At 57.1% G+C, this 22,637-nt stretch carries 21 protein-coding genes and 1 pseudogene; 8 read left to right on the top strand and 14 right to left on the bottom strand.

The features are described from left to right. Window positions 1-72: 72 nt before the first annotated feature. Window positions 73-2,133: an oligopeptidase B gene (gene ptrB / locus CDA56_RS09135; protein WP_033836507.1), complete on the top strand. Its 2,061-nt coding sequence runs from the start codon at window positions 73-75 to the stop codon at window positions 2,131-2,133. A gap of 6 nt (window positions 2,134-2,139) precedes the next feature. Here the strand turns inward: ptrB and exoX are convergent, their stop codons facing one another. Continuing rightward, complete coding sequence (gene exoX / locus CDA56_RS09130; RefSeq protein ID WP_014229839.1) at window positions 2,140-2,799, bottom strand: exodeoxyribonuclease X; 660 nt, start codon at window positions 2,797-2,799, stop codon at window positions 2,140-2,142. A 78-nt stretch (window positions 2,800-2,877) separates the two neighbouring features. Next, window positions 2,878-3,108, bottom strand: coding sequence for a DNA polymerase III subunit theta (locus CDA56_RS09125; RefSeq protein WP_004103351.1), 231 nt, complete (start codon window positions 3,106-3,108; stop codon window positions 2,878-2,880). 135 nt (window positions 3,109-3,243) lie between these two features. Between CDA56_RS09125 and yobA the strand changes: the two genes are divergently transcribed. The 3 genes from yobA to CDA56_RS09110 are packed head-to-tail and all read left to right on the top strand — an operon-like array spanning window position 3,244 to window position 4,847. Further along, window positions 3,244-3,618, top strand: a complete 375-nt coding sequence (gene yobA, locus CDA56_RS09120; RefSeq protein ID WP_103814901.1) for a CopC domain-containing protein YobA — start codon at window positions 3,244-3,246, stop codon at window positions 3,616-3,618. Window positions 3,619-3,622: 4 nt separating this feature from the next. Beyond that, window positions 3,623-4,492, top strand: a complete 870-nt coding sequence (gene copD, locus CDA56_RS09115; RefSeq protein ID WP_103814899.1) for a copper homeostasis membrane protein CopD — start codon at window positions 3,623-3,625, stop codon at window positions 4,490-4,492. 16 nt (window positions 4,493-4,508) lie between these two features. Further along, a complete protein-coding gene (locus CDA56_RS09110; protein WP_004103344.1) occupies window positions 4,509-4,847 on the top strand; it encodes a YebY family protein in 339 nt (112 codons plus the stop codon). Between the two features lie 384 nt (window positions 4,848-5,231). Here the strand turns inward: CDA56_RS09110 and CDA56_RS09105 are convergent, their stop codons facing one another. From CDA56_RS09105 to CDA56_RS09080, 7 genes and pseudogenes are all read right to left on the bottom strand, one after another. Further along, the gene (locus tag CDA56_RS09105; RefSeq protein WP_046878049.1) at window positions 5,232-6,191 is read right to left on the bottom strand and encodes a Csu type fimbrial protein; all 960 of its coding nucleotides are present in this window, start codon (window positions 6,189-6,191) and stop codon (window positions 5,232-5,234) included. A 14-nt stretch (window positions 6,192-6,205) separates the two neighbouring features. Beyond that, window positions 6,206-8,534, bottom strand: a pseudogene (locus CDA56_RS09100) (fimbria/pilus outer membrane usher protein). 2 nt (window positions 8,535-8,536) lie between these two features. Further along, window positions 8,537-9,301: a fimbrial biogenesis chaperone gene (locus CDA56_RS09095; protein ID WP_049102470.1), complete on the bottom strand. Its 765-nt coding sequence runs from the start codon at window positions 9,299-9,301 to the stop codon at window positions 8,537-8,539. 18 nt (window positions 9,302-9,319) lie between these two features. Continuing rightward, window positions 9,320-9,838: a Csu type fimbrial protein gene (locus CDA56_RS09090; protein WP_004852079.1), complete on the bottom strand. Its 519-nt coding sequence runs from the start codon at window positions 9,836-9,838 to the stop codon at window positions 9,320-9,322. Window positions 9,839-9,860: 22 nt separating this feature from the next. Then, on the bottom strand, window positions 9,861-10,412 hold the full coding sequence (locus CDA56_RS09085; protein WP_046878047.1) for a Csu type fimbrial protein: 552 nt from the start codon (window positions 10,410-10,412) through the stop codon (window positions 9,861-9,863). Window positions 10,413-10,991: 579 nt separating this feature from the next. Beyond that, the gene (locus tag CDA56_RS30880; protein WP_009651986.1) at window positions 10,992-11,135 is read right to left on the bottom strand and encodes an Ecr family regulatory small membrane protein; all 144 of its coding nucleotides are present in this window, start codon (window positions 11,133-11,135) and stop codon (window positions 10,992-10,994) included. A gap of 111 nt (window positions 11,136-11,246) precedes the next feature. Further along, complete coding sequence (locus CDA56_RS09080) at window positions 11,247-12,191, bottom strand: VirK/YbjX family protein (protein WP_004852075.1); 945 nt, start codon at window positions 12,189-12,191, stop codon at window positions 11,247-11,249. Between the two features lie 164 nt (window positions 12,192-12,355). On the opposite strand from CDA56_RS09080, the gene pphA reads away from it, so the two are divergent. Further along, entirely contained in the window at window positions 12,356-13,009 is a 654-nt protein-coding gene (gene pphA, locus CDA56_RS09075) for a protein-serine/threonine phosphatase (protein WP_025106137.1), read from the top strand. On the opposite strand, the gene CDA56_RS09070 is transcribed toward pphA, so the two are convergent. The 5 genes from CDA56_RS09070 to yebS form a co-directional block, all read right to left on the bottom strand. Next, window positions 13,006-13,197: a YdfD/YebW family protein gene (locus tag CDA56_RS09070; protein ID WP_004122014.1), complete on the bottom strand. Its 192-nt coding sequence runs from the start codon at window positions 13,195-13,197 to the stop codon at window positions 13,006-13,008. The two genes, pphA and CDA56_RS09070, sit on opposite strands and share 4 nt — an antisense overlap. A 97-nt stretch (window positions 13,198-13,294) precedes the next feature. Further along, the gene (locus CDA56_RS09065) at window positions 13,295-13,534 is read right to left on the bottom strand and encodes a YebV family protein (protein WP_004852069.1); all 240 of its coding nucleotides are present in this window, start codon (window positions 13,532-13,534) and stop codon (window positions 13,295-13,297) included. Between the two features lie 115 nt (window positions 13,535-13,649). Beyond that, complete coding sequence (rsmF, locus tag CDA56_RS09060; RefSeq protein WP_042934115.1) at window positions 13,650-15,083, bottom strand: 16S rRNA (cytosine(1407)-C(5))-methyltransferase RsmF; 1,434 nt, start codon at window positions 15,081-15,083, stop codon at window positions 13,650-13,652. A 78-nt stretch (window positions 15,084-15,161) separates the two neighbouring features. Next, complete coding sequence (locus tag CDA56_RS09055; RefSeq protein ID WP_025106139.1) at window positions 15,162-17,795, bottom strand: PqiB family protein; 2,634 nt, start codon at window positions 17,793-17,795, stop codon at window positions 15,162-15,164. After that, the gene (gene yebS, locus CDA56_RS09050) at window positions 17,764-19,047 is read right to left on the bottom strand and encodes a membrane integrity lipid transport subunit YebS (protein WP_025106140.1); all 1,284 of its coding nucleotides are present in this window, start codon (window positions 19,045-19,047) and stop codon (window positions 17,764-17,766) included. Before yebS ends, CDA56_RS09055 begins: the two co-directional genes overlap by 32 nt. Before the next feature lie 132 nt (window positions 19,048-19,179). Between yebS and CDA56_RS09045 the strand changes: the two genes are divergently transcribed. The 3 genes from CDA56_RS09045 to prc all read left to right on the top strand — a co-directional run bounded on the left by CDA56_RS09045 (window position 19,180) and on the right by prc (window position 22,526). Beyond that, entirely contained in the window at window positions 19,180-19,677 is a 498-nt protein-coding gene (locus CDA56_RS09045; protein ID WP_014229825.1) for a GAF domain-containing protein, read from the top strand. Window positions 19,678-19,774: 97 nt separating this feature from the next. Next, window positions 19,775-20,458 (top strand): RNA chaperone ProQ, encoded by a 684-nt coding sequence (proQ, locus tag CDA56_RS09040; RefSeq protein ID WP_004852059.1) that lies wholly within the window; start codon window positions 19,775-19,777, stop codon window positions 20,456-20,458. Between the two features lie 19 nt (window positions 20,459-20,477). Beyond that, window positions 20,478-22,526 (top strand): carboxy terminal-processing peptidase, encoded by a 2,049-nt coding sequence (prc, locus tag CDA56_RS09035; protein WP_047723566.1) that lies wholly within the window; start codon window positions 20,478-20,480, stop codon window positions 22,524-22,526. Window positions 22,527-22,637 lie beyond the last annotated feature (111 nt).

Here is a 22,637-nt window from a genome sequence, read left to right as displayed (position 1 = left end):
GTCACCCTTCAGGCTGCTTTGAAGCAGCCTGAAAATTTTAGTACTCAATACAAGCCGCAGAAGAATAAGCAGATGCCACCAAAAGCGAAACGGATCCCCCATGCCATGACATTACATGGCGACACGCGAATCGATAATTACTACTGGCTGCGCGATGACGATCGCTCGCAGGCGGAAGTGCTGGATTATCTGCGCCAGGAAAATGAGTACGGCAAAAAAGTGATGTCTTCGCAAAGTAGCCTGCAGGACAGGGTACTCAAGGAGATTATCGACCGTATTCCGCAGCGCGAAGTGTCAGCCCCCTACAGCAAAAATGGCTATCGTTACCGTCAGGTCTACGAGCCGGGCTGCGAGTACGCGATTTATCAACGCCAGCCGGTAGTCAAAGAGGAGTGGGATGAATGGGACGTCCTGCTTGACGGCAACCAGCGTGCGGCCGGCAGCGAATTCTATACCCTCGGCGGATTAGGCGTTTCGCCCGACAACAGCCTGATGGCGGTGGCGGAAGACTATCTCTCCCGACGCCAGTATAGCCTGCGCTTCTTTCCCTTAAACGACGACCGGCAATTTGCGGAAGTGCTGGAGAACGTCTCGCCTGATTTTGCCTGGAGTAACGATTCGCAGACCCTGTGGTACGTGCGTAAACATCCCACCACGCTGCTGCCGTATCAGGTCTGGCGCCACCGTCTGGGGACGCCGGCCAGTGCGGATGTTCTGGTGTATGAAGAGCAGGACGATACTTTTTACGTCAGCGTACACAAGACGACTTCCCAGCAGTTTGTGGTGATCTATCTGGCCAGCGCGACCACCAGCGAAGTGCTGCTGCTCAATGCGGAAATGACCGACGCCGAGCCGGTCTGTTTTCTACCGCGGCGTAAAGATCATGAATATAGCCTCGATCACTATCAGCACGCTTTCTATCTGCGCTCTAACCGTGAGGGTAAGAACTTCGGCCTTTATCGTACTACCCTGCGCGATGAGCAGCAGTGGGAGACCCTGATCGCGCCGCGTCACGAAGTCATGCTGGAAGGATTTACCCTGTTTACCGACTGGCTGGTTGTGGAAGAGCGCCAGCGCGGGCTGACCAGCCTGCGTCAGATCAATCGTAAGACAAGAGAGTCCCAGGGCATTGCCTTTGACGATCCGGCCTATGTGACCTGGCTTGCCTATAATCCGGAGCCGGAAACCGCCCGCCTGCGCTACGGCTACTCCTCCATGACGACGCCGGATACGCTGTTTGAGCTGGATATGAATACCGGCGAGCGGCGGGTGCTGAAACAGCAGGAAGTCAAAGGGTTCGATGCCAGCCACTACCGCAGCGAGCATCTGTGGATCAACGCCCGCGACGGCGTCGAAGTCCCGGTCTCGCTGGTCTACCGTCATGAACATTTCCGCAAGGGCGCCAGCCCTCTGCTGGTGTACGGCTACGGCTCCTACGGCGCAAGCATGGATGCGGATTTCAGCGCCAGCCGCCTGAGCCTGCTCGACCGCGGCTTTGTGTTCGCTATCGCCCATATTCGCGGCGGCGGCGAGCTGGGACAGCAGTGGTACGAAGACGGTAAGTTTTTGTGCAAGAAAAATACCTTCAACGATTATCTCGACGTCTGCGATGCGCTGCTGGCGCAGGGCTACGGCGATCCGCGTTTTTGCTACGGCATGGGCGGCAGCGCCGGCGGTATGCTGATGGGCGTTGCAGTGAACCAGCGGCCGGAGCTCTTCCACGGCGTGGTGGCCCAGGTTCCCTTTGTCGATGTCCTCACCACCATGCTCGATGAGTCGATTCCGCTGACCACCGGCGAGTTTGAAGAGTGGGGGAATCCGCAGGATGAAGCCTATTACCGCTATATGAAAAGCTACAGCCCGTACGACGGCGTGCAGGCTCAGGCGTATCCGCATTTGCTGGTCACCACGGGCCTGCATGATTCGCAGGTACAATACTGGGAGCCGGCAAAATGGGTGGCAAAACTGCGCGAGCTGAAAACCGACGATAACCTGCTGCTGCTGTGTACCGATATGGATTCCGGCCACGGCGGTAAATCCGGCCGCTTCAAAAGCTATGAAGGCGTGGCGCTGGAGTATGCGTTTCTGATTGGCCTGGCGCAGGGGACGCTGCCGGGCCAGGCGGAGGTATAGCGCCGATTACTCCCCGAGATAATGCTTCAGCGTCAGGCGCAGCTCGGGGCTCATGCGATCCAGGTTATTAAACAGCCAGCGTAAATAGCCAGGATCGTTTTCCGCCACTTCCGAGACCGGCTTGCCGCGGTATTTGCCGAAGGTAAAGGTGGAGAGCAGCGCCGGGCGGCCGGTAATGGTCGCCATCTCCTCAGGCGTCCAGCCGGAGGTGTTGATGATATCGAGCAGCAGGGCCGCGGTGATATAGCAATCGTACAGCGCCCGGTGATGATGCAGTCCCGGTGGCGTCGCGACGCTGAGCTTGCGCGATTTATACAGCCCCATATTGCTGTACTTGATGCCTGGCCACAGGCGGCGCGCCAGCTTCATCGTGCAGATCCACTCGCCCTGCATTTCCGGCAACACCCGGCGGTCAAAGCTGGCGTTATGGGCGACATACCACGGACTGCCCATATACAGCGGCACAATCTCCTCGATCCACGGCTTATCGGCGACCATCTCTTCGGTGATATGGTGAATCGCCATCGCCTGCGGGCTGATAGGCCGGTCGGGGCGAACCAGGTGGCTCATGGGATTGGTGATGTGTCCGTCGACAATATCTACCGAGGCGATTTCAACAATGCCTCCCTGCAATCCGCAGGTTTCTGTATCGATTACGCGCAGCATGGCTCGCTCCAGGCCAAAGAAACCAGCGTAATAGAATGCGCGGGTCTTGCCAACGTGGATGTCCGCAGGGGACGGGAATTATTTCTGTTTCGGTTCATAGGGCAGGCGAGAGAGCGAAACGGAGGCCAGTCGATGGGCGATCAGACGTTCGCGAAACCAGCCGCGCAGATGCTCGGGCTGTTCTCTTTCGACTAAATCAGCCACCACCGGCATATTGTAGCGTTCTTTAAACGCGACGCCCGCCGCGGCGAGATCGACATTCACTTTGTCCATCTCCTCCTGGGATAGTTTAGCCAGGTTCTTTTCCATCGGTTTCTCCTCTGATAACGCCGCAAAAAGTACTAAGCACGCGGCAAAAAGGCAAGTCTCAGACGCTTAGCTCGACTGCGCCATTATACAGGGTTATTCTCTGTGCTACATACATAACAAAAAGGAATGACAACTATGCCAATCATCGCCGGGCGCGCGCTGCGTCTGTCTCTGTTTCTCGCCGGTTGCCTGACCGCAGCAGGCGCATCGGCCCACGCCCATCTACAACAACAGCTTCCGGCGGCCAATACCGTGGTGAACGCTTCACCGCAGGCGCTGACCCTGAACTTCTCCGAAGGCATCGAAACGCAGTTTAGCGGCGTAACCCTCACCGGGCCGCAGCAGAAGACCATCACCCTCGGTAAACCCGTTCGCAGCGACAGCAATAAGGCCCAGCTGACGGTACCGGTTGAGCAGGCGTTGACGCCGGGCGAATATACCGTTAACTGGCACGTGGTCTCCGTAGATGGCCACAAGACGAAAGGGCAATACACCTTTATCGTGAAGTAAGCCGATGCTGAGTGGAGTCTATGTCAGCTTACGCTTTATCCATTTCATTTCGCTGATCGTCGCTTTCGGCTGCGTCCTCTACGGCGCATGGTGGGCGCCGGTGCCCTTACGTCGTTTGATGATGCAGCGCTTCTATCCGCTGATGCGCTATTTATTATCCGCAAGCGCGCTGTCGGCGCTGCTGATGCTGATGGCGCAGGGCGGCTTGATGGGCAACGGCTGGCCGGACGTCTGGCAGCCGGCTATCTGGCAGGCGGTGGCCGGGACGCAGTTTGGCGGCGTGTGGGTATGGCAAATTTTACTCGCCTTTGTGGCGCTGGCGGTGGTCTGGCTGAAGCCCCGGCGACCGGGACGTTTGCTGCTGGTGCTGTTTTGCGCTCAGCTGCTGCTGCTGGCCGGCGTCGGGCATGCCGCAATGAACGATGGCTGGCTGGGGATAGTGCAGCGAACCAACCATGCGCTTCATCTGTTTTGCGTGGCCAGCTGGTTTGGCGGTCTGCTGCCGTTTATCTACTGTCTTCGCCTGGCGCACGGTCGCTGGCGGCAGGCGGCCATCTGCACCATGATGCGTTTTTCGCGCTACGGGCATCTGGCGGTTGCCGGCGCCATCGCCAGCGGCGTGGTAAATGCGCTGCTGATCCAGGGTGGACTTAGCAGCACCTCGCCCTGGGGGCGTATGCTGTTGTTCAAATGTGCGCTGGTGGCGGCAATGGTGGCAATTGCGCTGGTGAACCGGTATGTTCTGGTGCCACGCATGTCGGCAGGCGGAACGCGAGCGGAGCAGCTCATCGTGCGCACCACGCAGATAGAAATTGCGCTGGGGGCGCTGGCGCTATTTGCCGTCAGCCTGTTTGCCACCTGGGAACCTTTCTGAATAAACTGGTTAAATCATGAAAAAAATCGTTCTGACAATGTTGTTACTGGCAAGTTCTGGCGCTGCGCTGGCGGCACCGCAGGTGATTACCGTAAGCCGCTTTGAGGTGGGTAAGGAGAGCTGGGCGTTTAACCGCGAAGAGGTGATGCTGACCTGCCGTCCGGGCAACGCGCTGTTCGCCATCAATCCCAGTACCCTGGTGCAGTACCCGCTAAACGACATCGCCGAACAGCAGATGAAAGACGGTAAAACCAACGCGCAGCCGATTTCTGTGATCCAGATTGACGATCCGCAGCAGCCGGGACAAAAAATGAGCCTGGCGCCCTTTATTGAGCGCGCGCAGAAGCTCTGCTGATCGCCGCCTGCATCCCGCTGTATTTACATGAAAAAAACCGCCATCCCCCGATACCGGGCGTGGCGGTTTTTTGTTGGCATCAGCAATTTTGATACGAATTATTCGTCCACTTTTGTCGCGGACTGGAAAACCTGACACGGTAAACTATTCTTATAAGGCAAGGCGACTTAGCCTGCATTAATGCCAACTTTTAGCGCACGGCTCTCTCCCAAGAGCCATTTCCCTGGACCGAATACAGGAATCGTGTTCGGTCTCTTTTTATCTGTTTTTCACAAACCGCAGATTCCAGTGCAAAACCCCAGTCGCTTTTTTCGGGGCTTTTTTCTTATACCACAACAATAATTTCCTAAACATTTCTTTTACAAAAAATCGTCTGCTAACGTTTTAGTAGCTCACGGTCACCAGTACGGTATCGCTGTAGGTTCCCGCAGGCTGGTTGCTCTGGGTCGGGTTAATCTTGAGGGTGTAGTTCGCGGACTGCGCGGCGCCGGAGCCGGTTACGCTGAGATTGTTGCTTTCCGTCCAGGCGCTGCCGTTGGGCTGGTAAAACTGATACTGCAGCCAGGCGGTTGGTTGGTTCGCAATGGGCTGGCTCATCTGCCGCCAGTCGCCGACGCTGGCGTTAGTGCTGGCGAGGTTGACGGTGTAGGCCGCGTTTTTAGTGCAGCGGATGGCAAGCTGGCCGCTGTACTGGCTAAAACCGGACGGAAGGGCGGCAGAGGCAAATTCGACGTCCGGCGCGCTGTCGATATAGCAAACATTGGTCACCTTCACCGACACGTTGACCGTCGAGGTCAGGGTTCCGTTATTCGGAATACATATCTTAATGCCCAGCAGATCGAGCCCGACGTAGCAGAATCGGTACACCCAGGTGATGGTTAACACATCGGTATAGGTACCGGCGGGGACGTTGGCTCCCGGCGTGGTTCTGAAGTAAAGCGGCATGGTGCCATCGCTTGAGTTAAATAAACCCAGCAGTTCGAGCAGCGTTGTTCTGGACCAGCTAATCACGCCGCCGTCCTGATAGGCCGGCGAGCACGAGGCGTCAGAACAGACGCTATAAGGGATGGCATCGCCCGCGCCATTAAGCAGCCGCGGAACGCCGTTGCTCTTGTTGGCCGACGCCAGAGTGGCGCTTAACGTATTGGTTGAGTTCAGCGCCACCAGTTCCGGGGTGCAGTAAAACCCCGCGCCGGCCATCACGCCCTGAGGCGCGCTGTTGAGCGCAAAGGAATCGACCGGGCCGATCGCTGGCGCACTGGTTTTGATACTGCAGGCGGCCAGCGCGGTGCTGGCTTGCCCGAGCGCTAAGAGCATCGCGAATACGAGGATAATACTTTTCAACGTTATCTCCGTTGTTAAGAGGGGCAGCTGACTGGACCTATCCGCTGCGGAACCGGCGTTGAGGACGGAAGTTCGAACTGGACGCTGCATCGAAGCTCTCCGGCGTTTATTTTGACTTCGTTGTGGCGTCCAAGGTGCGAGAACCAGACCACGCCGTCATAGCCCACCAGGCCGCGCTGCTTGCTGTTAACCTCCTCGACCGGCGTACCGACCGGCAGCGGTTGCCCCCTGGCATCGACGAAGACGAGGGTTGCCGAGCGCACGCGGTTCACCGGGAAATCGACCAGCGCTCCGCTGCCTTCGCGCACGGCGATGCGTTTCTCCACCATCAGAGCTTCGGTGTCCGTTGGCAGCGGTAGCGTATCGAGGGTGACTTTCCCCGGATACCACGCCGTCGCCCACGGGATCAGCAGATGACCATTTTTATCGGTCACGCCGACTTTGCGATTTTCATAATTCACCGCAATATTCGGGTAGTTGCCGGTGGAGACGACGATAAAGGCGTCGTTAATTTGCCGGGCGAAAAACAGACTGTTATCCATCAGCACCACCGAGCCCGCGGCCTCAAACCAGCTGTGACGATCGTCGCGCGACCCGTAGTAGCCTCCGCTCAGCGTTGACACGCGGTTGATCCAGGTCAGATCCGCCTGACTATAGTTATCGCCGCCGATCGAATGGGCGAGGTTCCAGCCCAGCCCGCCTTCTGCCGGAGCAGAGCGGCTGACGCTGATATTTTCTCCCCATTGTCCGGCGCTGGCGCGCTGGCCGCTTAGCTGGACAGAGGTTTGCGAATCGAAAGGGATGATGACCTGCAGCATGCTGGCGTAGCTACCTTCCTGCAGATCGCGGTTGACGCTCAGGCTGAGGCTGCTGCTGAGCCACAGGCCGCGGCTCCAGGAGAGGTTCAGCAGCCGGGTGCGCGAATTATCCTCGGCTTTGATATCAAAGTAGCCAATGCTAAAAGAACCGAGGGTTCGTCCCCACGGACTCAGGCTCAGCGTGGCCTGGTCTGACTGACGGCTGAGCGTGGCGGTAGACCCATAGGTGCTGAGGTTGTCGTAGCCGGCGCTGCGGCGGATATGTTGATAGCTCACTCCCCAGCTACTGCCATAGTAAGAGTAACCCGAGGTGAACTGGTTTCCGTCTCCCTCGCCACGGCTGGCGCTGCCCGACAGGCTGAGGGTGCCCAGATTCCCCACGCCGATATCGCTGCCAATGCCGGCATTGGTTAACCCTTCGCGGTCTTCGGTATGCGTCGAAAGCGTGAGCCAGTTGTTGAATCCGTAGCGATAAATAGCGCTTACCGCGCCGGCGCCATAATCGGCACTCCTGATACCGTAGTTGTTGCGCAGGGCGCCGAGGGTGAAATCAAAATCGCTCAGTCCTTCCCGCAGCAGGGTATTGGAGACATAAAAAGGGATGCTGGTGGAGACCTGGCGACCCAGAGCGTCGGTGGTCACCACGGTGGCTTCGCCGGCGCCGCTGATCCAGGGAACGTTGGTCAGCGTATAGGGGCCGCCATTGATTTGCGCAGAGCTGCTCTTATAGCCGTTAATAAACAGATCGACGCTTGAAGGAACCGCCGCGCTGCCGGATAAGTTAAGCAGCGGATATGTCACCAGATCCGGGCGAACGCTGAAGTTGCGGCTCAGGCGTAGCCCCCCATGCGCACGGAACTGCTCCACGTCAGGGCGTTACTGACCACGTCCCCGGCCTGGTAGCTAATCATTTGGTCGCTATCGCTGTACTTCCACAGGGTGTCGTAGCGCATATAGCCCTGCTGCTCGTAGCCCGTCGAAGACCAGTTTTGCCGAATCACGGCGTTATTGGAAAGGACGCCCGGCGGGCCGAAAAGGCGCGTTTCGGTGAAGGTGCTGGTGGTTTGCGAACCGCCGGATGAAAAGAGGCTGTAAGCGTCGTAGTTAAATAAAATTCCCGGGCTGCTTATCGCGGTCTGGCCAGGTTGTTCCGTGGTCCCCCGATGTGCTGCTCGGGGAGCCATTTGTCCGGAACCTGGAGCTTGAGGATCTGATCCGGCTGGTCATATTCCACTTTCACCGAGGGGAGCGTCGTCACATCAACCAGCGCGTCGCCGGTCTGCAGGGGAATATGCGCTTGCTGCAACACGCTGGCCGCGATCCAGTAGTGGCCAGCGTTGACCTTTACCGGAACGGCGCCGGCAAGAATATTGCCGTTGACCGATACGCTGAGGTACAGCTCGTACTCCTGCTTTTCGCCGTAGGATGCCGCAGGTGCAGGCAGGGAATCATAGGTCGCGGCGCAGGCCGTTACCGACGCCATCGCCAGCAGCCCCCCGGACGCCGTCCTTTTCAGATCTCTCATTTTTAACGATTCGCCGGAATTTCCACCGCCTGACCGTTATCCGTTAATTTCGCGAACAGATGCATTCCTGACGGCACGGAAGCGTTTCCGGCGCTCGGGAAACAGCTCTTTTTCTGCGCCAGAACGTAGCCGAGAAGACCATTAGCCTGGGGAATGCGCCCCTTGCCGCTCGCGTTCGCCCAGTAAACCGCGCTGAGGCGCGCGTGCTGATTGCCTCTGTTTTCGATGCACAGCGTCTGGCGGTTATTTTGCTGCGAGAGCGACCAGCGCAGCGTGGCCCTTACCGGTTCGACTGAACCCGCGTTCTTTAGCGGCGTGACGCCCTGCCCATAGGTAAACAGCGGCAGGACATAGCGCATGCGCATTTTCAGCCCGGCGGCGTTCTGTTCCGTCTGCGCCGCGGGTTGCGCGGCAGGGATCTCATCGATAACAATGCGATAGGACTGCTCTTTGCCGTTTGCGATGGGGGCGACGCGCATGAGCCGCACCAGCTGGCGCTGCCCCGGCGCTACCGTGGTAAAAGGCGGGCTGGCGACAACATCCCGCTGATCGGCGTAGACGTCCGCTGACGCTTTTTGATCCCAGGCAAACACGCGCAGCTGCAAATTAACCGGCGCGCTGCCGCGATTCTCCAGCCACAGTTCAGACCCTGTTTCGTGGCTTTCGATCGTTTGAAATATCGGCCATACCAGAACGGAGCTGGCGGCCAGCACGGATGAGGGAAGCAATAAAGCGAATATAAACGGCGCAAATCTACAGCGAATCATAGTTAACCTGTGAATTATCTAATAGGTCAGCGTGACGGTGACCGTGTCGGTATAGGAGCCCACCGCCGGGAAGCCATTCGTGGCAAAAAGGCGGCCATAAACCGTGTAGGTTTGCGTGGTGCTCGGAAAGGATGCGACGCTCAGGGCCAGCGTACTGCTGCCCCAAACGTTAGCGCGGTTGGCGTCCTGATAAAGCTGGTACGCCAGCGTGCTGCTGTTGCCGTTCGACATGTAGCGCTGAGTGGCTGAGCCGCCGTTGACGCCATAGTCGAGGGCGATTGAAATAGCGGTGCCGGGCGTGCAGGTCACGATGATGGAACCTGCGCCGGCGGTACTCGCGACATCCACGTTGCTGTAAAGCGATGACAGGGTGCCAAAATTCAGCGTGCCGAAGTCCGTCGTTTGGGAGCCGTCCCCGGCGCCCAGCGCGCAGCCTGCGGTTATCTGCGCGGAGACTTTGAACGTCTTTTGGGCAACGGCGGCATGGGCGCCCGAGGTAAAAAGCAGAAGTAATGTAAGCCACTCTGGTCGAAGCATGAAGCCCATTTTCCTTATGCGGTTACCAGGCTAAGGTCGCGGTGACAATGTCGTCATACACATCGGCTGTCGGCGCGTTGACGCTCTGGTCTTCGGGGCGAATGCGGGCAAAAACAGGAATCGCCTGTGGATTCCCTGTGCCAACGATAGGTATCGTGCCGCCAGGCAGGATTTCGTTATTGCGGGCGGCATCCGAATAGAGCCGATAGGCAATCTGCTGGGTGCCACCGGCGTTTTTCATATAGCGCAGCGCAGCATCGCCAGACTGGCCGCCGTCAAGCGTCAGGGTCGAGGCAAGATCCTCGGTGCAGGTCACGGTTAGGGCGCTTCCGCCGCCGCTGCCGGTGATCTCCGCATCAATGGAGTTGGCTAAATCGCCATAGGAGCCGAAATTAATGTTGCCCCAGCGGTTGTTTTCGCCATTGCGGACATTCGATACGCTGCATCCGCTGCCGAGCGTCACCTGGACGCCAATCTGGCCGCTTAAGGTTCCCGCTGCAGAAGCCGGTTGAAGAATAACTATGGCGCTCAGTAAGCCGCCCAGGAGACTGCGCGAGATCGTTGTGACGTTCATAGAGAACCTCTTAGTGGAAAGCCGCTGAAGAAAAACAACAATGTAGCGATAGACGTTGGTCACCGATTAAGTGCTGCGGTTTTGTTGGTTAACGTATAACTACTCCTGCAAGATATGTGTAATTTTGTATTTATGGCTGGTTATGTGTTTTTTATTGGATTGTTGTTCTGTATTTATGCCTTTTATGTGGATGCAAACTCTTTTTGTTAATTAATTGTTGGTGTTATGTTTTTTAATTGTGTTTTGAAGGGGCGTGAAAATAGGGCGATTTTTTCTTAAATCACAATCTGGCGCAAAGTTTGCAACAAAAAATCTGGACAAAAAGGCGGGTATAGACACTGGAGGCGCCGTTGAGCAAGGGCGAGGAGAAAACACCTGCACAAAATCAGGCCCATAGTGCAGGTGAACTTTACGGGCCAACATCGGAAGTGACCCAGTATACACATTTGTATGACAAATGAAATAATAGATAAGAGACGGTTTTTCACTTTTTTGGCGGTTATTCTTCTGACCGCGCTATGGGTTATTGTCAGGGAGGCGAAGGGGGCGAACGAGGGCGTGAAAATAATGGGCAACGATTTATTCTGGCGCCACAAAAGAGGGGTACAGCCATGTTTCCAGAAAGCTCACCAGAAACCATATTTGTCCGCTAAAAATAAACCACAGAGCAGCGGTCAAAATAATCAACAGGATAGCCAGCAGGAGTAATTCTGTTTTGCTCATAACTTCACTAGCCGTCCGCAAGGAGTACAACGAAGTTATGATAGTAACTAAAGCGCCGTTGAAGATGCAAACGCCGTTGTGCTAAACGGCGTTGGCGAAGCGGCGGGAGAGCTAATCCATGAGTATCGCCATCTGAGCGGCCATATCATCCAGCAGCTGGAAGCGGCGACGATATTCGGCGCGTTTCTTACTGGCGATGCTCTCAAGCGTCTTTCTTTCCAGCTGCAGCGGCAGGCGCCAGCGCCAGGCGCCGTCGGCGACCCCATCGATAGAGTGCCAGAACTCGTTATAGCTGGCGTGAAAATGGCGCCCTTTACTCAGCCGATAGCGCAGCGCGCGGAAGACGTGGCCGCTGTCGCTGACCCCGTAAATGTGATGAATGTTGCAACGCGCCGCCATTAACCAGATAAATTCCATCAGCAGGCGTTTCGGGAACAGGCCGTAACAGGCGCGGGTCGCCCGTTTAATCACTTCGTGCGGAACGGTGCTGCGCGGCCCCTGCAGGCCGCCGATAGTCAACTGCCATTGCTCCTGCTGGCGGGTGACGCTAAAGGTCGCGCTGGCAAGCACAATCTCATCGCTATCGCGCAGCCACAGCGTCGTTTCGCCCTCGCGTTCGGCTTTGCCCGCCGAGGACGCGGAGAGCGTAAACCGGCTGTCGTCTTTGCCTGTCAGCTCAAGCAGCGGCACATCTTTCGCGGCGGTCATGGCCCCGGCGAGGCGCGAGGCGCCCAGGGAATCAACGAACTGATAGTGGCTGATAATGGCCTGAGCGCGCTGGCTGGCGTTTAACCCGCGGGTTAAATACTGGCGATGGACTTTGCCCGGCAGCGTCACCTGAGCGGCGAGCAGCTGATTGAAATCCGCACGCGCCGACAGGCTCTCCAGCATGCTGCGCGTTGGCGCATAAAATAATGCCGTGCGCAGTAAAAACTTAAGCCGGTAATGACGTTGTTGCCAGATGGGGGCGGGGGTGATCCGGCCCATCACCAGATCGGCAATGAGATTTGGGCGTCGCTCAACTACGCTGGCTGAATGCAGGCTGTTATCCGTCACGATGAATACCTCGGTGTTATTTAGCCTCTATTCTATGGATATATCGTGGGGAGCTTAATGCCCGGCCGGACTATATTTGGCTTTCGTTTAAAATCGATTGAGGTGCCAATTTACGGGCGGTGAAGCCGCAGGGTTTTCCTATAATTATGCGAGGAGGACGAAATATGTATCAGCGTATTTACGGTTGCGACTGGCGTAATATCTGGCTGGTGGGCGACCTGCACGGCTGTTTCGCACGCCTGATGGCGGCCCTTCGTGAGCGCAAGTTTGACCCTTACCAGGATCTGCTTCTTTCGGTGGGCGATCTGATCGATCGTGGGCCACAAAGCGCGGAGTGTCTCGATTTACTGCGCTATCGCTGGGTTTACGCGGTGCGTGGAAACCATGAACAGATGGCGCTGGAGGCGCTTGCCGACGGCGATATGAGGCTCTGGGAGATGAACGGAGGCGACTGGTATACGCAGCGTGCGGCGAGCCAAAAGCAACGCCTTACGGCGCTTATTGCCCGCTGCCGCCGACTGCCGCTGATTATTGAACTCCACAGCGGTGAGCAGGTGCACGTGATTGCCCACGCTGATTACCCCGCCGCGGTTTATCGCTGGCAGCGCGTTGTTGATGAGCACCAGGTGCTGTGGCGTCGGCAGCGTCTCACTGACCATCTCGCCGGGCGTCACGGGGCGATTGCCGGCGCTGACCATTTCTGGTTCGGCCATACGCCGCTGAAACGACGCTACGACAGCGATAACCAGCACTATATCGATACGGGGGCCGTGTTTGGTGGAGAGCTAACCCTGGTGGCGCTACAGCTGGCAGGCTAAAAATCGCTGTATTCTCGGGCGGGAAGCCAGAAACTATCGATAAAATCTTCTACCGGAAAGCAGCCGCCGTGGCGTATCCGCTGATCGTCCATGGCCGTTGTGCACTGCCGCTCGTTATCGTAAACATCGACAACGATATCTTCACAGCCGCCGTCCAGGTAACAAATAAACAGCACTAAGGCAAACATCCGAGCCTCATATCCTGAAAAACATAGCGTTAAGTGTAGGAGATGACGGAGAAGCGGGGAAATAAATAACCCGTCTCAGGCGACGGGTTCAATTGAGTCAGGCGAGGCGCATGACCCAGGCATCGGACTGGCGATCGTAGTGCTTACGGTAGAGGACGGAATGTTCACCATCAAGTATGGCGGGTACGCTGGTATCCGCGTCCCATGCATCAAGCTGCATGCATAAATCCGGATCGGATTTACAGGGGATGCTTAACGTTCGCTCTCCCTGCTGTTCGCCGTGCAGTTCGGCGTCGTCTATCTCAAACGCGCCGATACGTACGTTAGTTTTGGCCATAAATTCACCCCGTTTGTCTGCTGAGTTGTGGTACGACCAGTTAAGGCCGCCATTTTTCAGCGTAGACAAACGGGCGTAAAGCGCCAGTGAAAAAATGCTGTTTTTCGACGCGCCATCACGCTTTTTTGCTAAAAAGCTTACCGTCACGCACCAGTTCGCGGGGATAGCTATTTTTTAAACGCGACCCGACTTTTTTCGCCAGCCCGATCGGCGCGCCCTGATAGGTGACAATCGCATCATCCTTCTGCGGGAGCGTTTCAGGATAGATATCGCGACCGCGATACCACTCTTCCGCTTCGGCCTCCGTCAGCGCCAGGGGAGCGGCCGGCGCAGCAAGCGCAATCACCGCTTCGTGCTGCCAGCGGTAGCCTTTGTTATGGGTTTCGGCGAGCCGGATGCCGATGCGGGAAAAGCGCACTTTGCCGAATAACGCTTCGAGCGCCTGTGGGAATAACCAGATTTCTTTATCGCGCTGCCAGAGCGTATGGTCGGCGGTCCACTGCAAACCGACGGCGGCGGCGGCGGCAATCACGGCGGCGGATTCGCGGGTTTTAAGCGGCGTGAAGGGGAATTTCCCCACTTTATAACCCGGCGCCGGGAGCGGGTCGATGGCCGCGGTTTTACGTAAACGGGCGACGAAGAACCCTTCGCAGTCAAAAATTTGCGGGAAGACGTGCAGAAAGCCCTCCTCGGTGAGGGCTTCGCTGGCCTGCGGGAACAGTGAGCCGAGCGGCACGACTTCTACCGCCTGCGGATAGCGCGCCAGCAGCCCGTTGACCACCTCTTCGTTTTCTTGCCGGTTCAGGGTACAGGTGGAGTAAACCAGCGTCCCGCCGGGGCGAAGGGCGTGAAACGCGCTGTCAATCAGCTCGCGCTGGGTCACCGCAATTTCCGCGTTGCTTTCCGGCGACCAGTTTTTCAGCGCATCGGGATCTTTACGTACTACCCCTTCGCCGGAGCAGGGGGCGTCGAGCAGGATCGCGTCAAAGCATTCCGGCAGCGCGGCGCCGAATACCCGACCATCGAAATGGGTCAGCGCCACGTTGCTGATTCCACAGCGGCTGATGTTGGCGTGCAGGACTTTAACCCGGCTGGCGGAATATTCATTGGCCAGAATGCCGCCTTCGTTACCCATGCGGGCGGCGATTTGCGTGGTTTTAGAACCCGGCGCGGCGGCGACGTCCATCACCCGCTTCGGCATCTGTCCGTCGGCAAACAGCGCGGCGACCGGCAGCATGGAGCTGGCTTCCTGAATGTAAAACAGCCCGCTAAGGTGCTCGGCCGTGCTGCCCAGCGGCAGGTCGTCTTCATCTTCACGCTCGATCCAGAAACCCTCTTCGCACCACGGAACCGGCGTGAGCTGCCAGCGGTAGGGGGCGACCAGCTGCAAAAAATCAGCCACCGTGATTTTCAGCGTATTGACGCGAATGCTTCGCCGCAGCGGGCGCTGGCAGGCGGCGATAAAGTCGTCAAAAGAGAGATGCGTCGGCATTGCCGCACGCATTTGAGCGAGGAATTCTTCAGGAAGATAGACAGCGTTTTGAGCCACGGGGAGCGCACCACAACGAAAAAAGGGGGCGTAGTTTACCATAAAGGCTCCGGCGGCGGACACCGGAGCCTGTTATGCTTAGCGCGGCAGGGCGGTGCCCCATTCACGCCACTCTTTCGGTTCGCTCTCCAGCAGCAGGAAGTGTTTGCCATCCTGCGCTTTCGGCGCCAGCGGCGTACCCGGAGGCGTCGCAAACGCGATGCCGCCGCGAATGAACTGATTAAAGGTACCGGTTTTCACCACCCCGCCAATCAGGCCAAAGTCGAGGCTATAGCCGGAAGCCAGCCAGAACACCGAGTTGTTGCGCACCAGATACTGATAACGCTTGCTGATACGCAGCTGTACCATCACGCGATCCGACATCGAACCGAGCATCAGACCGGTCACCGTGCCGACTTCGAGCCCGCGGAACAGCACCGGCGTGCCGATACCCAGCGAACCCGCTTCCGGTACTTCGACGATAATGCTCAGGCCGTCGATATAACGTGAATCGCTGATCGTGGTTTCCTGTATTTCGAAATCACGGCGCGGCGCACCGCGTCCCGGCTCGACGTTGATATAGGCCTGGAAAAGGGTATCCAGATGTTCAACGCCCGCCGCAGATATCTGCGGCGTAATCACCGAGAAACGCGTCCCGGCGCGGGCAAAGGTATTGACGTATTCCGGGTAGAGAACCGCTTTCGCCTGCACTTCGTTTTTCGCGGTAATTAAATTCAGCGACTGGATCTGGCCAATATCAATCCCCAGGTAGCGAATTGGCATCCCTTCGGCGATTTTACCGGCGTCGAAGGCGTGCAGGGTTATCTGCCCACCCACCGCGCGGGCGGCGGTTTCTGACGCATACAGCACGCGTTTGTTATCGATCCGCGCGCTGGCGCTGGCGCCGCTGAGGTTATCAAAGCTAATCGCGCCCTTCAGCGCGCGGGAGAGCGGGGATGCCTGCACCGTCAGGCCGCTGCCGTTAAGCTGCACTTTCGCGCCGCCTTCGGCCCAGAACACGCTGTTGCTGGTCAGCAGATGGCGATATTCCGGCTTGATATGGATATTGATCTCAAAGGCGTTCTTGCGCGGCTGCACGGTGATGATTTCCCCGACCGCAAATTTACGGTACAGCACCACGGAGCCTGCCTGCACGTCCGGCAGCGTCTCGGCTGAGAGCGTAAGCGTGGTGGTCGGCAGATCGCTCATACTGTTTTCCAGCGCCTTTTCCTGGTTCGCGTACAGCGGATAGCGGCTTTGCATCGCCCCTTTGTCGCCCGGGATAACGCGGATCCCGCCGCTGACCCATTCGCTGGCGCTGGCCCCGAGGAACTCCACGCCATCGATGCCGACTTTAACGTCGATGCGGCTGTTGACCACGAATTTGCTATCGCCGCGTACCAGAGAACGGTACTCCGGCATCACCGCCACCTGGAACGTGACGCCATCGGCGTTCAGCTTGCGCTCCAGAACCTGGCCAATCTGCACGCCGTGCAGAATCAGCGGCTGCCCGGCGTCGATGCCGTAGCTTTCCGGCGCGGTGAGCGTGACGGTCGCGACATCCGGTTCTTCCAGAATGGATTTATCGGCAGGCAGCACCGCAAACTGGTTGCGGGGTTCACCCTCGCCGGGGACCAGCTCGAAGGTGGTGCCGGTCAGCAGGGCGCTGACGCTGGGGTTATCCAGCGAGATTTTTGGCTTCTTCATCTGAATCAGCGTCTTCTCGCGCAGCAGGCTGACGACGCTCGGGTCGACGGTCATTTCGCCGGTCACTTTCCCGTCGCCATTGAGATTCAGCTTACTGAGCTGGCCGACCTCCAGGCCCTGGTACATCAGCGGCGTAGAGCCCGCTTTTAAGCCTGCGCCATCCGGGAGATCCAGTTTAACCACCACGCCGCGCTGGCTGTGCGCCAGGTCTTCGTATAAGTGATAGTCCGTGTTTTGCTGAGCCTGTGGAGAATCATCCGGGGAATCAAAGGCGATAGCGCCGTTCACCAGCGCCGAGAGGCTGTCCAGCTGGACTTTCGCTCCGCTCAGGCTGACGTCCGCCTTCACGCCGGATACGTTCCAGAAACGGCTCTCTTTTTTCACCAGGTTGGTGAAACGCCGCTCGATCAGCACATCAATGGTGACGCCCTGATTGTTCGGATTAATGGCGTAGTCATATACCCGGCCGACCGGAATCTTACGGAAGTAGACCAGCGAGCCGCTGGTTAACGAACCCAAATCCGCTGACTTGAGATGAATCATCAGCTCGCCGTTATTGATGTGGTACTTCGGCTGGGTATCGAGGGCGACAAAGTGATCCTCGGGCTCGCCCTGGCCGGGCATCATGCCGATATAGTTACCGCCCACCAGCGCATCCAGGCCGGACACGCCAGCAAGCGAGGCTTTCGGCGTCACCAGCCAGAACTGCGTCTCCTTGCGCAGCGCATCTTTCATATCGCCCTTGACGCTGGCGGAAACCTCAATTTTGCTCAGATCTTTACTCAGCGAGATGTTCTCCACCGTACCGACTTCTACCCCCTGATAGCGGATAGGTGTGCGGCCAGGAACGATACCGTTAGCGGACTGGAAGTCGATAACGATCGTCGTACCGCGATCCTGGTAGCTGGTCCATATCAGCCAGCCGGCAATCAGCAGCGCGATGACCGGCAGCAGCCAAAATGGCGAGATACGGCGTTTAGTTTTAATTTTGGCTTCAGTCGGCGAAGCGGGCGTTTCCTGACTCATGTGCGTCCCAAAGTAAGCGGCTGTCCAGCCATTCAACAGCAAGGATAGTTAATATTACCGCGGCGCCAAAATAGACCGCGGCGGGCCCCATCGTAAACGCGAGGAGCTGATCGCGGTTGATCAGCGACATGGTTAATGCGATGACAAAAAGATCCAACATAGACCAGCGGCCGATCCAGGTAATCAGCCGCAGTAGCAGGATGCGGGTACGTAATCCCTGTTCACACTTGAATTGTATGCTGACCAGCAGCGTAAACAATACAATTACTTTGGTGAATGGGACCAGAATACTGGCGATGAACACGACGCCGGCGATAGCGACGTTGCTGCTGGCCAGCGACATAATGCCGGAAAGGATGGTGTCATCCTGACGCGCGCCGTTGACGTAGATAATCGAGATCGGCAGCAGGTTGGCAGGCAGCAGGAAAACCATTGACGCAATCAGCGCAGCCCAGCTCTTTTGCAGGCTCTGGCGGCGTCTGTGGCGCAGGGGAGTGTGGCAGCGACGGCAGCGGCCGCGCGAATCGCGATGGCCGGTATAATGGCAGCCGAGGCAAACCTGCAGGTTTTCATCCGGCCGCAGCGCCGGGCGCTGGGGGTAAAAACGCTCCCAGAGCTCCTCAACGTTCATATGGATAAGCGTCAGGATACTGAGCAGGGTGAGGGAGATATAGGCGATAAGCCCGATGCCCGGCTGCAGGAAGGCGTAATCCTGCACCTTAATGGAGGCGACGCCGATGCCGACCAGGTAAATATCCAGCATCACCCACTCCTTGAGCCGCTCCAGCATCAGCAGTATCGGGCGCAGATTCATGCCCAGCACGTTGCCCAGCCACAGATAGGCGATTGAGACCACCAGCAGCACCGGCGCCACGACCGCGCAAAACAGCACCATCGCCGCCGTGAGCGGATCGCCCTGGCCGGTCATTTGCCAGATGCCCTGAAGGACGTTAGCGTCGATACGCACGCCCAGCAGATGTAAACGCAGCAGCGGTTCGCTCCAGGCAAAAGGCATCAGCAGCAGCATCGCGATTGCCATGCTGCCCAGCCGGGTAAGCGACCAGTCGCGGCCATCGCGCACTTTGGCGTTGCAGCGGGGACACCAGGCGCTTTGATTCTTTTTAAGGACCGGTAAACGAAACAGCAGGTCGCACTGCGGACAGCGCTGATAGTGAGCGTGCTCAACGGGGGCGCTGACCGAGTAGACGACCATTTTTTTTGCTGGCGTAATCCTGGGTGTTTTTAGTGGCATTTATAGCTTACAGAAATGAGTGTATCTCTCTATCTTAACTCAGGAATGAATTCATCTTGAGCATGAATGCATTTAAAGCTTATTTTATTAGGCTGTAAGTGTAAGGTAGTAAGACAACTAAGCGACCAAATAATGAACAAATCAGAATTCTACGCGGATTTGAACCGCGATTTTCAGGCGTTAATGGCAGGCGAAACCAGTTTTCTGGCGATGATTTCAAATACCAGCGCGCTGCTGTTCGAGCGGCTGACCGACGTGAACTGGGCCGGTTTCTATCTTCTGGAAGGTGACACGCTGGTGCTTGGCCCGTTCCAGGGCAAGCTGGCCTGCGTGCGGATTCCGGTCGGACGCGGCGTATGCGGGACTGCCGTCGCGCAGAATCGCGTGCAGCGGGTAGAGGATGTTCACGCGTTTGATGGGCACATCGCCTGTGACGCCGCCAGTAATTCGGAAATTGTCTTCCCGTTACGGGTGAACAATCAAACTATCGGCGTCCTGGATATCGATAGCACGGCGCATTCCCGCTTCACCGCTGAAGATGAGCAGGGACTGGCAGAACTGGTCGCGCATCTGGAAAAACTCATTTCTGCGACTGATTATCAAAAAATATTCACCCGCGTCGCAGGATAATCAACGGATAACGTAGCATTTACCGATGACGTCATTATAATGACGCCTGTTCATGCCTGCGGCTTGTTGGCTACGTCCGTTGTAATCAGGAAATTTCATGGAAAATCAACCTAAGTTGAATAGCAGTAAAGAAGTCATTGCGTTTCTGGCCGAACGTTTCCCTCAGTGTTTTAGCGCTGAAGGCGAAGCTCGCCCCCTGAAAGTCGGTATTTTTCAGGATCTCGTTGAGCGCGTTGGCGGAGAGATGAATCTCAGCAAAACCCAACTTCGCGCTGCTTTGCGTCTTTATACTTCGAGCTGGCGCTACCTGTACGGCGTTAAGCCTGGCGCAGTCCGCGTTGACCTTGATGGCAACCCGTGCGGCGAACTGGAAGAGCAGCACGTCGCTCATGCCCGTCAGCAGCTTGAAGAAGCAAAAGCCCGCGTCCAGGCGCAGCGCGAAGCGCAGCAGGCCAAAAAACGCGAAGCCGCTGCCGCAGCAGGCCAGCCGGAAGAGGGGGCACGTCGCGAGCGTAAACCGCGTCCTCAGCCTCAGGCGCGTCGTAAAGACGGCGCTGAGCAGCGTAAACCTCGCCCGGCAGCAGCAGCCAAAGCGCCGCGCGAAGAGCGTCATACCCCTGTATCAGATGTGTCTGTATTGACCGTTGGCCAGGCACTGAAGGTGAAAGCAGGCAATAATGCAATGGACGCCACCGTCCTGGAAATCACCAAAGATGGCGTTCGTGTACAGCTGACTTCTGGTATGTCAATGATTGTACGCGCAGAACACCTGGTGTTCTGAAACGGAGGCCGGGCCAGGCATGAACAAATTCTTTAAGCTCACCGCGTTGGCGGGCCTGCTGGTAATCGCAGGCCAGTCGTTCGCCGTGGACGATATCACCCGGATCGATCAAATCCCCGTGCTGAAAGAAGAGCCGCAGCACGCGACGGTGAGCGAGCGCGTCACATCGCGCTTTACCCGCTCTCACTACCGGCAGTTCGATCTTGATAATGCCTTTTCGGCAAAAATTTTCGATCGCTACCTGAACCTGCTCGACTACAGCCATAACGTGCTGTTAGCCAGCGACGTGGCCCAGTTTGCCGCGAAAAAGAATCAAATCGGCGATGAGCTGCGCAGCGGGAAGCTGGACGTTTTTTACGACCTGTATAACCTGGCGCAGAAGCGTCGATTTGAGCGTTATCAATATGCATTGAAAGTGCTGGAACGTCCGATGGACTTTACCGGCAATGACAACTTCAACCTTGACCGCAGCAAGTCTCCCTGGCCGAAAGATGAGGCCGAGCTGAATGCGCTGTGGGACGCCAAGGTGAAGTTTGATCAGCTCAGCCTCAAGCTGGCTGGCAAAGATGATAAAGAGATTCGCGAGACCCTAACCCGTCGCTACAAGTTTGCCATTCGCCGTCTGGCGCAAACCAATAGCGAAGACGTTTTCTCGCTGGCGATGACCGCCTTTGCGCGTGAAATCGACCCGCATACGAACTATCTCTCTCCGCGCAATACCGAACAGTTCAACACCGAAATGAGCCTGTCTCTCGAAGGTATCGGCGCGGTACTGCAGATGGATGACGACTACACGGTGATCAACTCACTTGTGGCCGGTGGTCCTGCGGCGAAGAGTAAATCCATCAGCGTGGGCGACCGTATCGTTGGCGTTGGCCAGCCGGGTAAAGGCATGGTTGATGTCATCGGCTGGCGTCTTGATGATGTCGTGGCGCTGATCAAAGGTCCCAAGGGCAGCAAGGTTCGTCTGGAAATTCTCCCGGCGGGTAAAGGCGCGAAAACGCGGATTGTGACCCTTACGCGCGAACGCATTCGTCTTGAAGACCGCGCGGTTAAGATGTCAGTCAAAACCGTCGGCAAAGAGAAGGTTGGCGTGCTGGATATTCCGGGTTTCTATGTTGGCCTGACGGACGACGTCAAGGTTCAGCTGCAGAAACTGGAGAAACAGAACGTTAGCAGCATCGTTATCGATCTGCGCAGCAACGGCGGCGGGGCGCTGACCGAAGCGGTTTCGCTTTCTGGCCTGTTTATTCCATCCGGCCCGGTTGTCCAGGTTCGCGATAATAACGGTAAGGTGCGTGAAGACAGCGATACCGACGGCGTGGTGTACTACAAAGGCCCGCTGGTGGTGCTGGTCGACCGTTTCAGCGCCTCGGCTTCTGAAATTTTCGCCGCCGCGATGCAGGATTATGGCCGCGCACTGATCGTCGGTGAGCCGACCTTTGGCAAGGGGACCGTCCAGCAGTATCGTTCGCTGAACCGCATTTACGATCAGATGCTGCGCCCTGACTGGCCGGCGCTGGGGTCCGTACAGTACACCATCCAGAAATTCTACCGTATTAACGGCGGGAGTACTCAGCGCAAGGGTGTGACGCCGGACATCATGATGCCGACCGGAACCGAAGAGCGTGAAACCGGCGAGCAGTATGAAGATAACGCGCTGCCGTGGGATAGCGTCAATGCGGCAACCTTCGTGAAGTATGGTGACCTGACGCCGTTCGGAGCCGAGCTGCTGAAGCGCCACGATGCGCGTATCGCCAAGGATCCTGAGTTCCAGTACATCATGAAGGACATTGCTCGCTATAACGCGATGAAAGACAAACGCAACATCGTCTCCCTGAATTACGCGCAGCGTGAAAAGGAGAATGAAGAAGATGATGCAATTCGTCTGGCCCGCGTTAACGATCGCCTGAAACGCGAAGGCAAGCCGCTACTGAAAAAGCTGGAAGATCTGCCGAAGGATTACCAGGAGCCTGACCCGTATCTTGATGAAACGGTTCATATTGCGCTCGACCTGGCCCATGAGGAAAAGGATCGGCCAGCGGTCGAGCCTCCGGCCAGTAAATAATCCCCCAACGGGCACACTAAGTTGTGCCCGTTTTCTTTCTCGCCTTTCCCAACGTTCATTGCCTGATTTCAACAAAATGTCAACGCTTTTGCCCAGCGTCAGCAATATGCT

Origin of the sequence: Klebsiella michiganensis, assembly GCF_002925905.1 — a bacterium.
Lineage (GTDB): Bacteria > Pseudomonadota > Gammaproteobacteria > Enterobacterales > Enterobacteriaceae > Klebsiella > Klebsiella michiganensis.
This window is presented reverse-complemented; position numbering and strand designations above follow the sequence as displayed.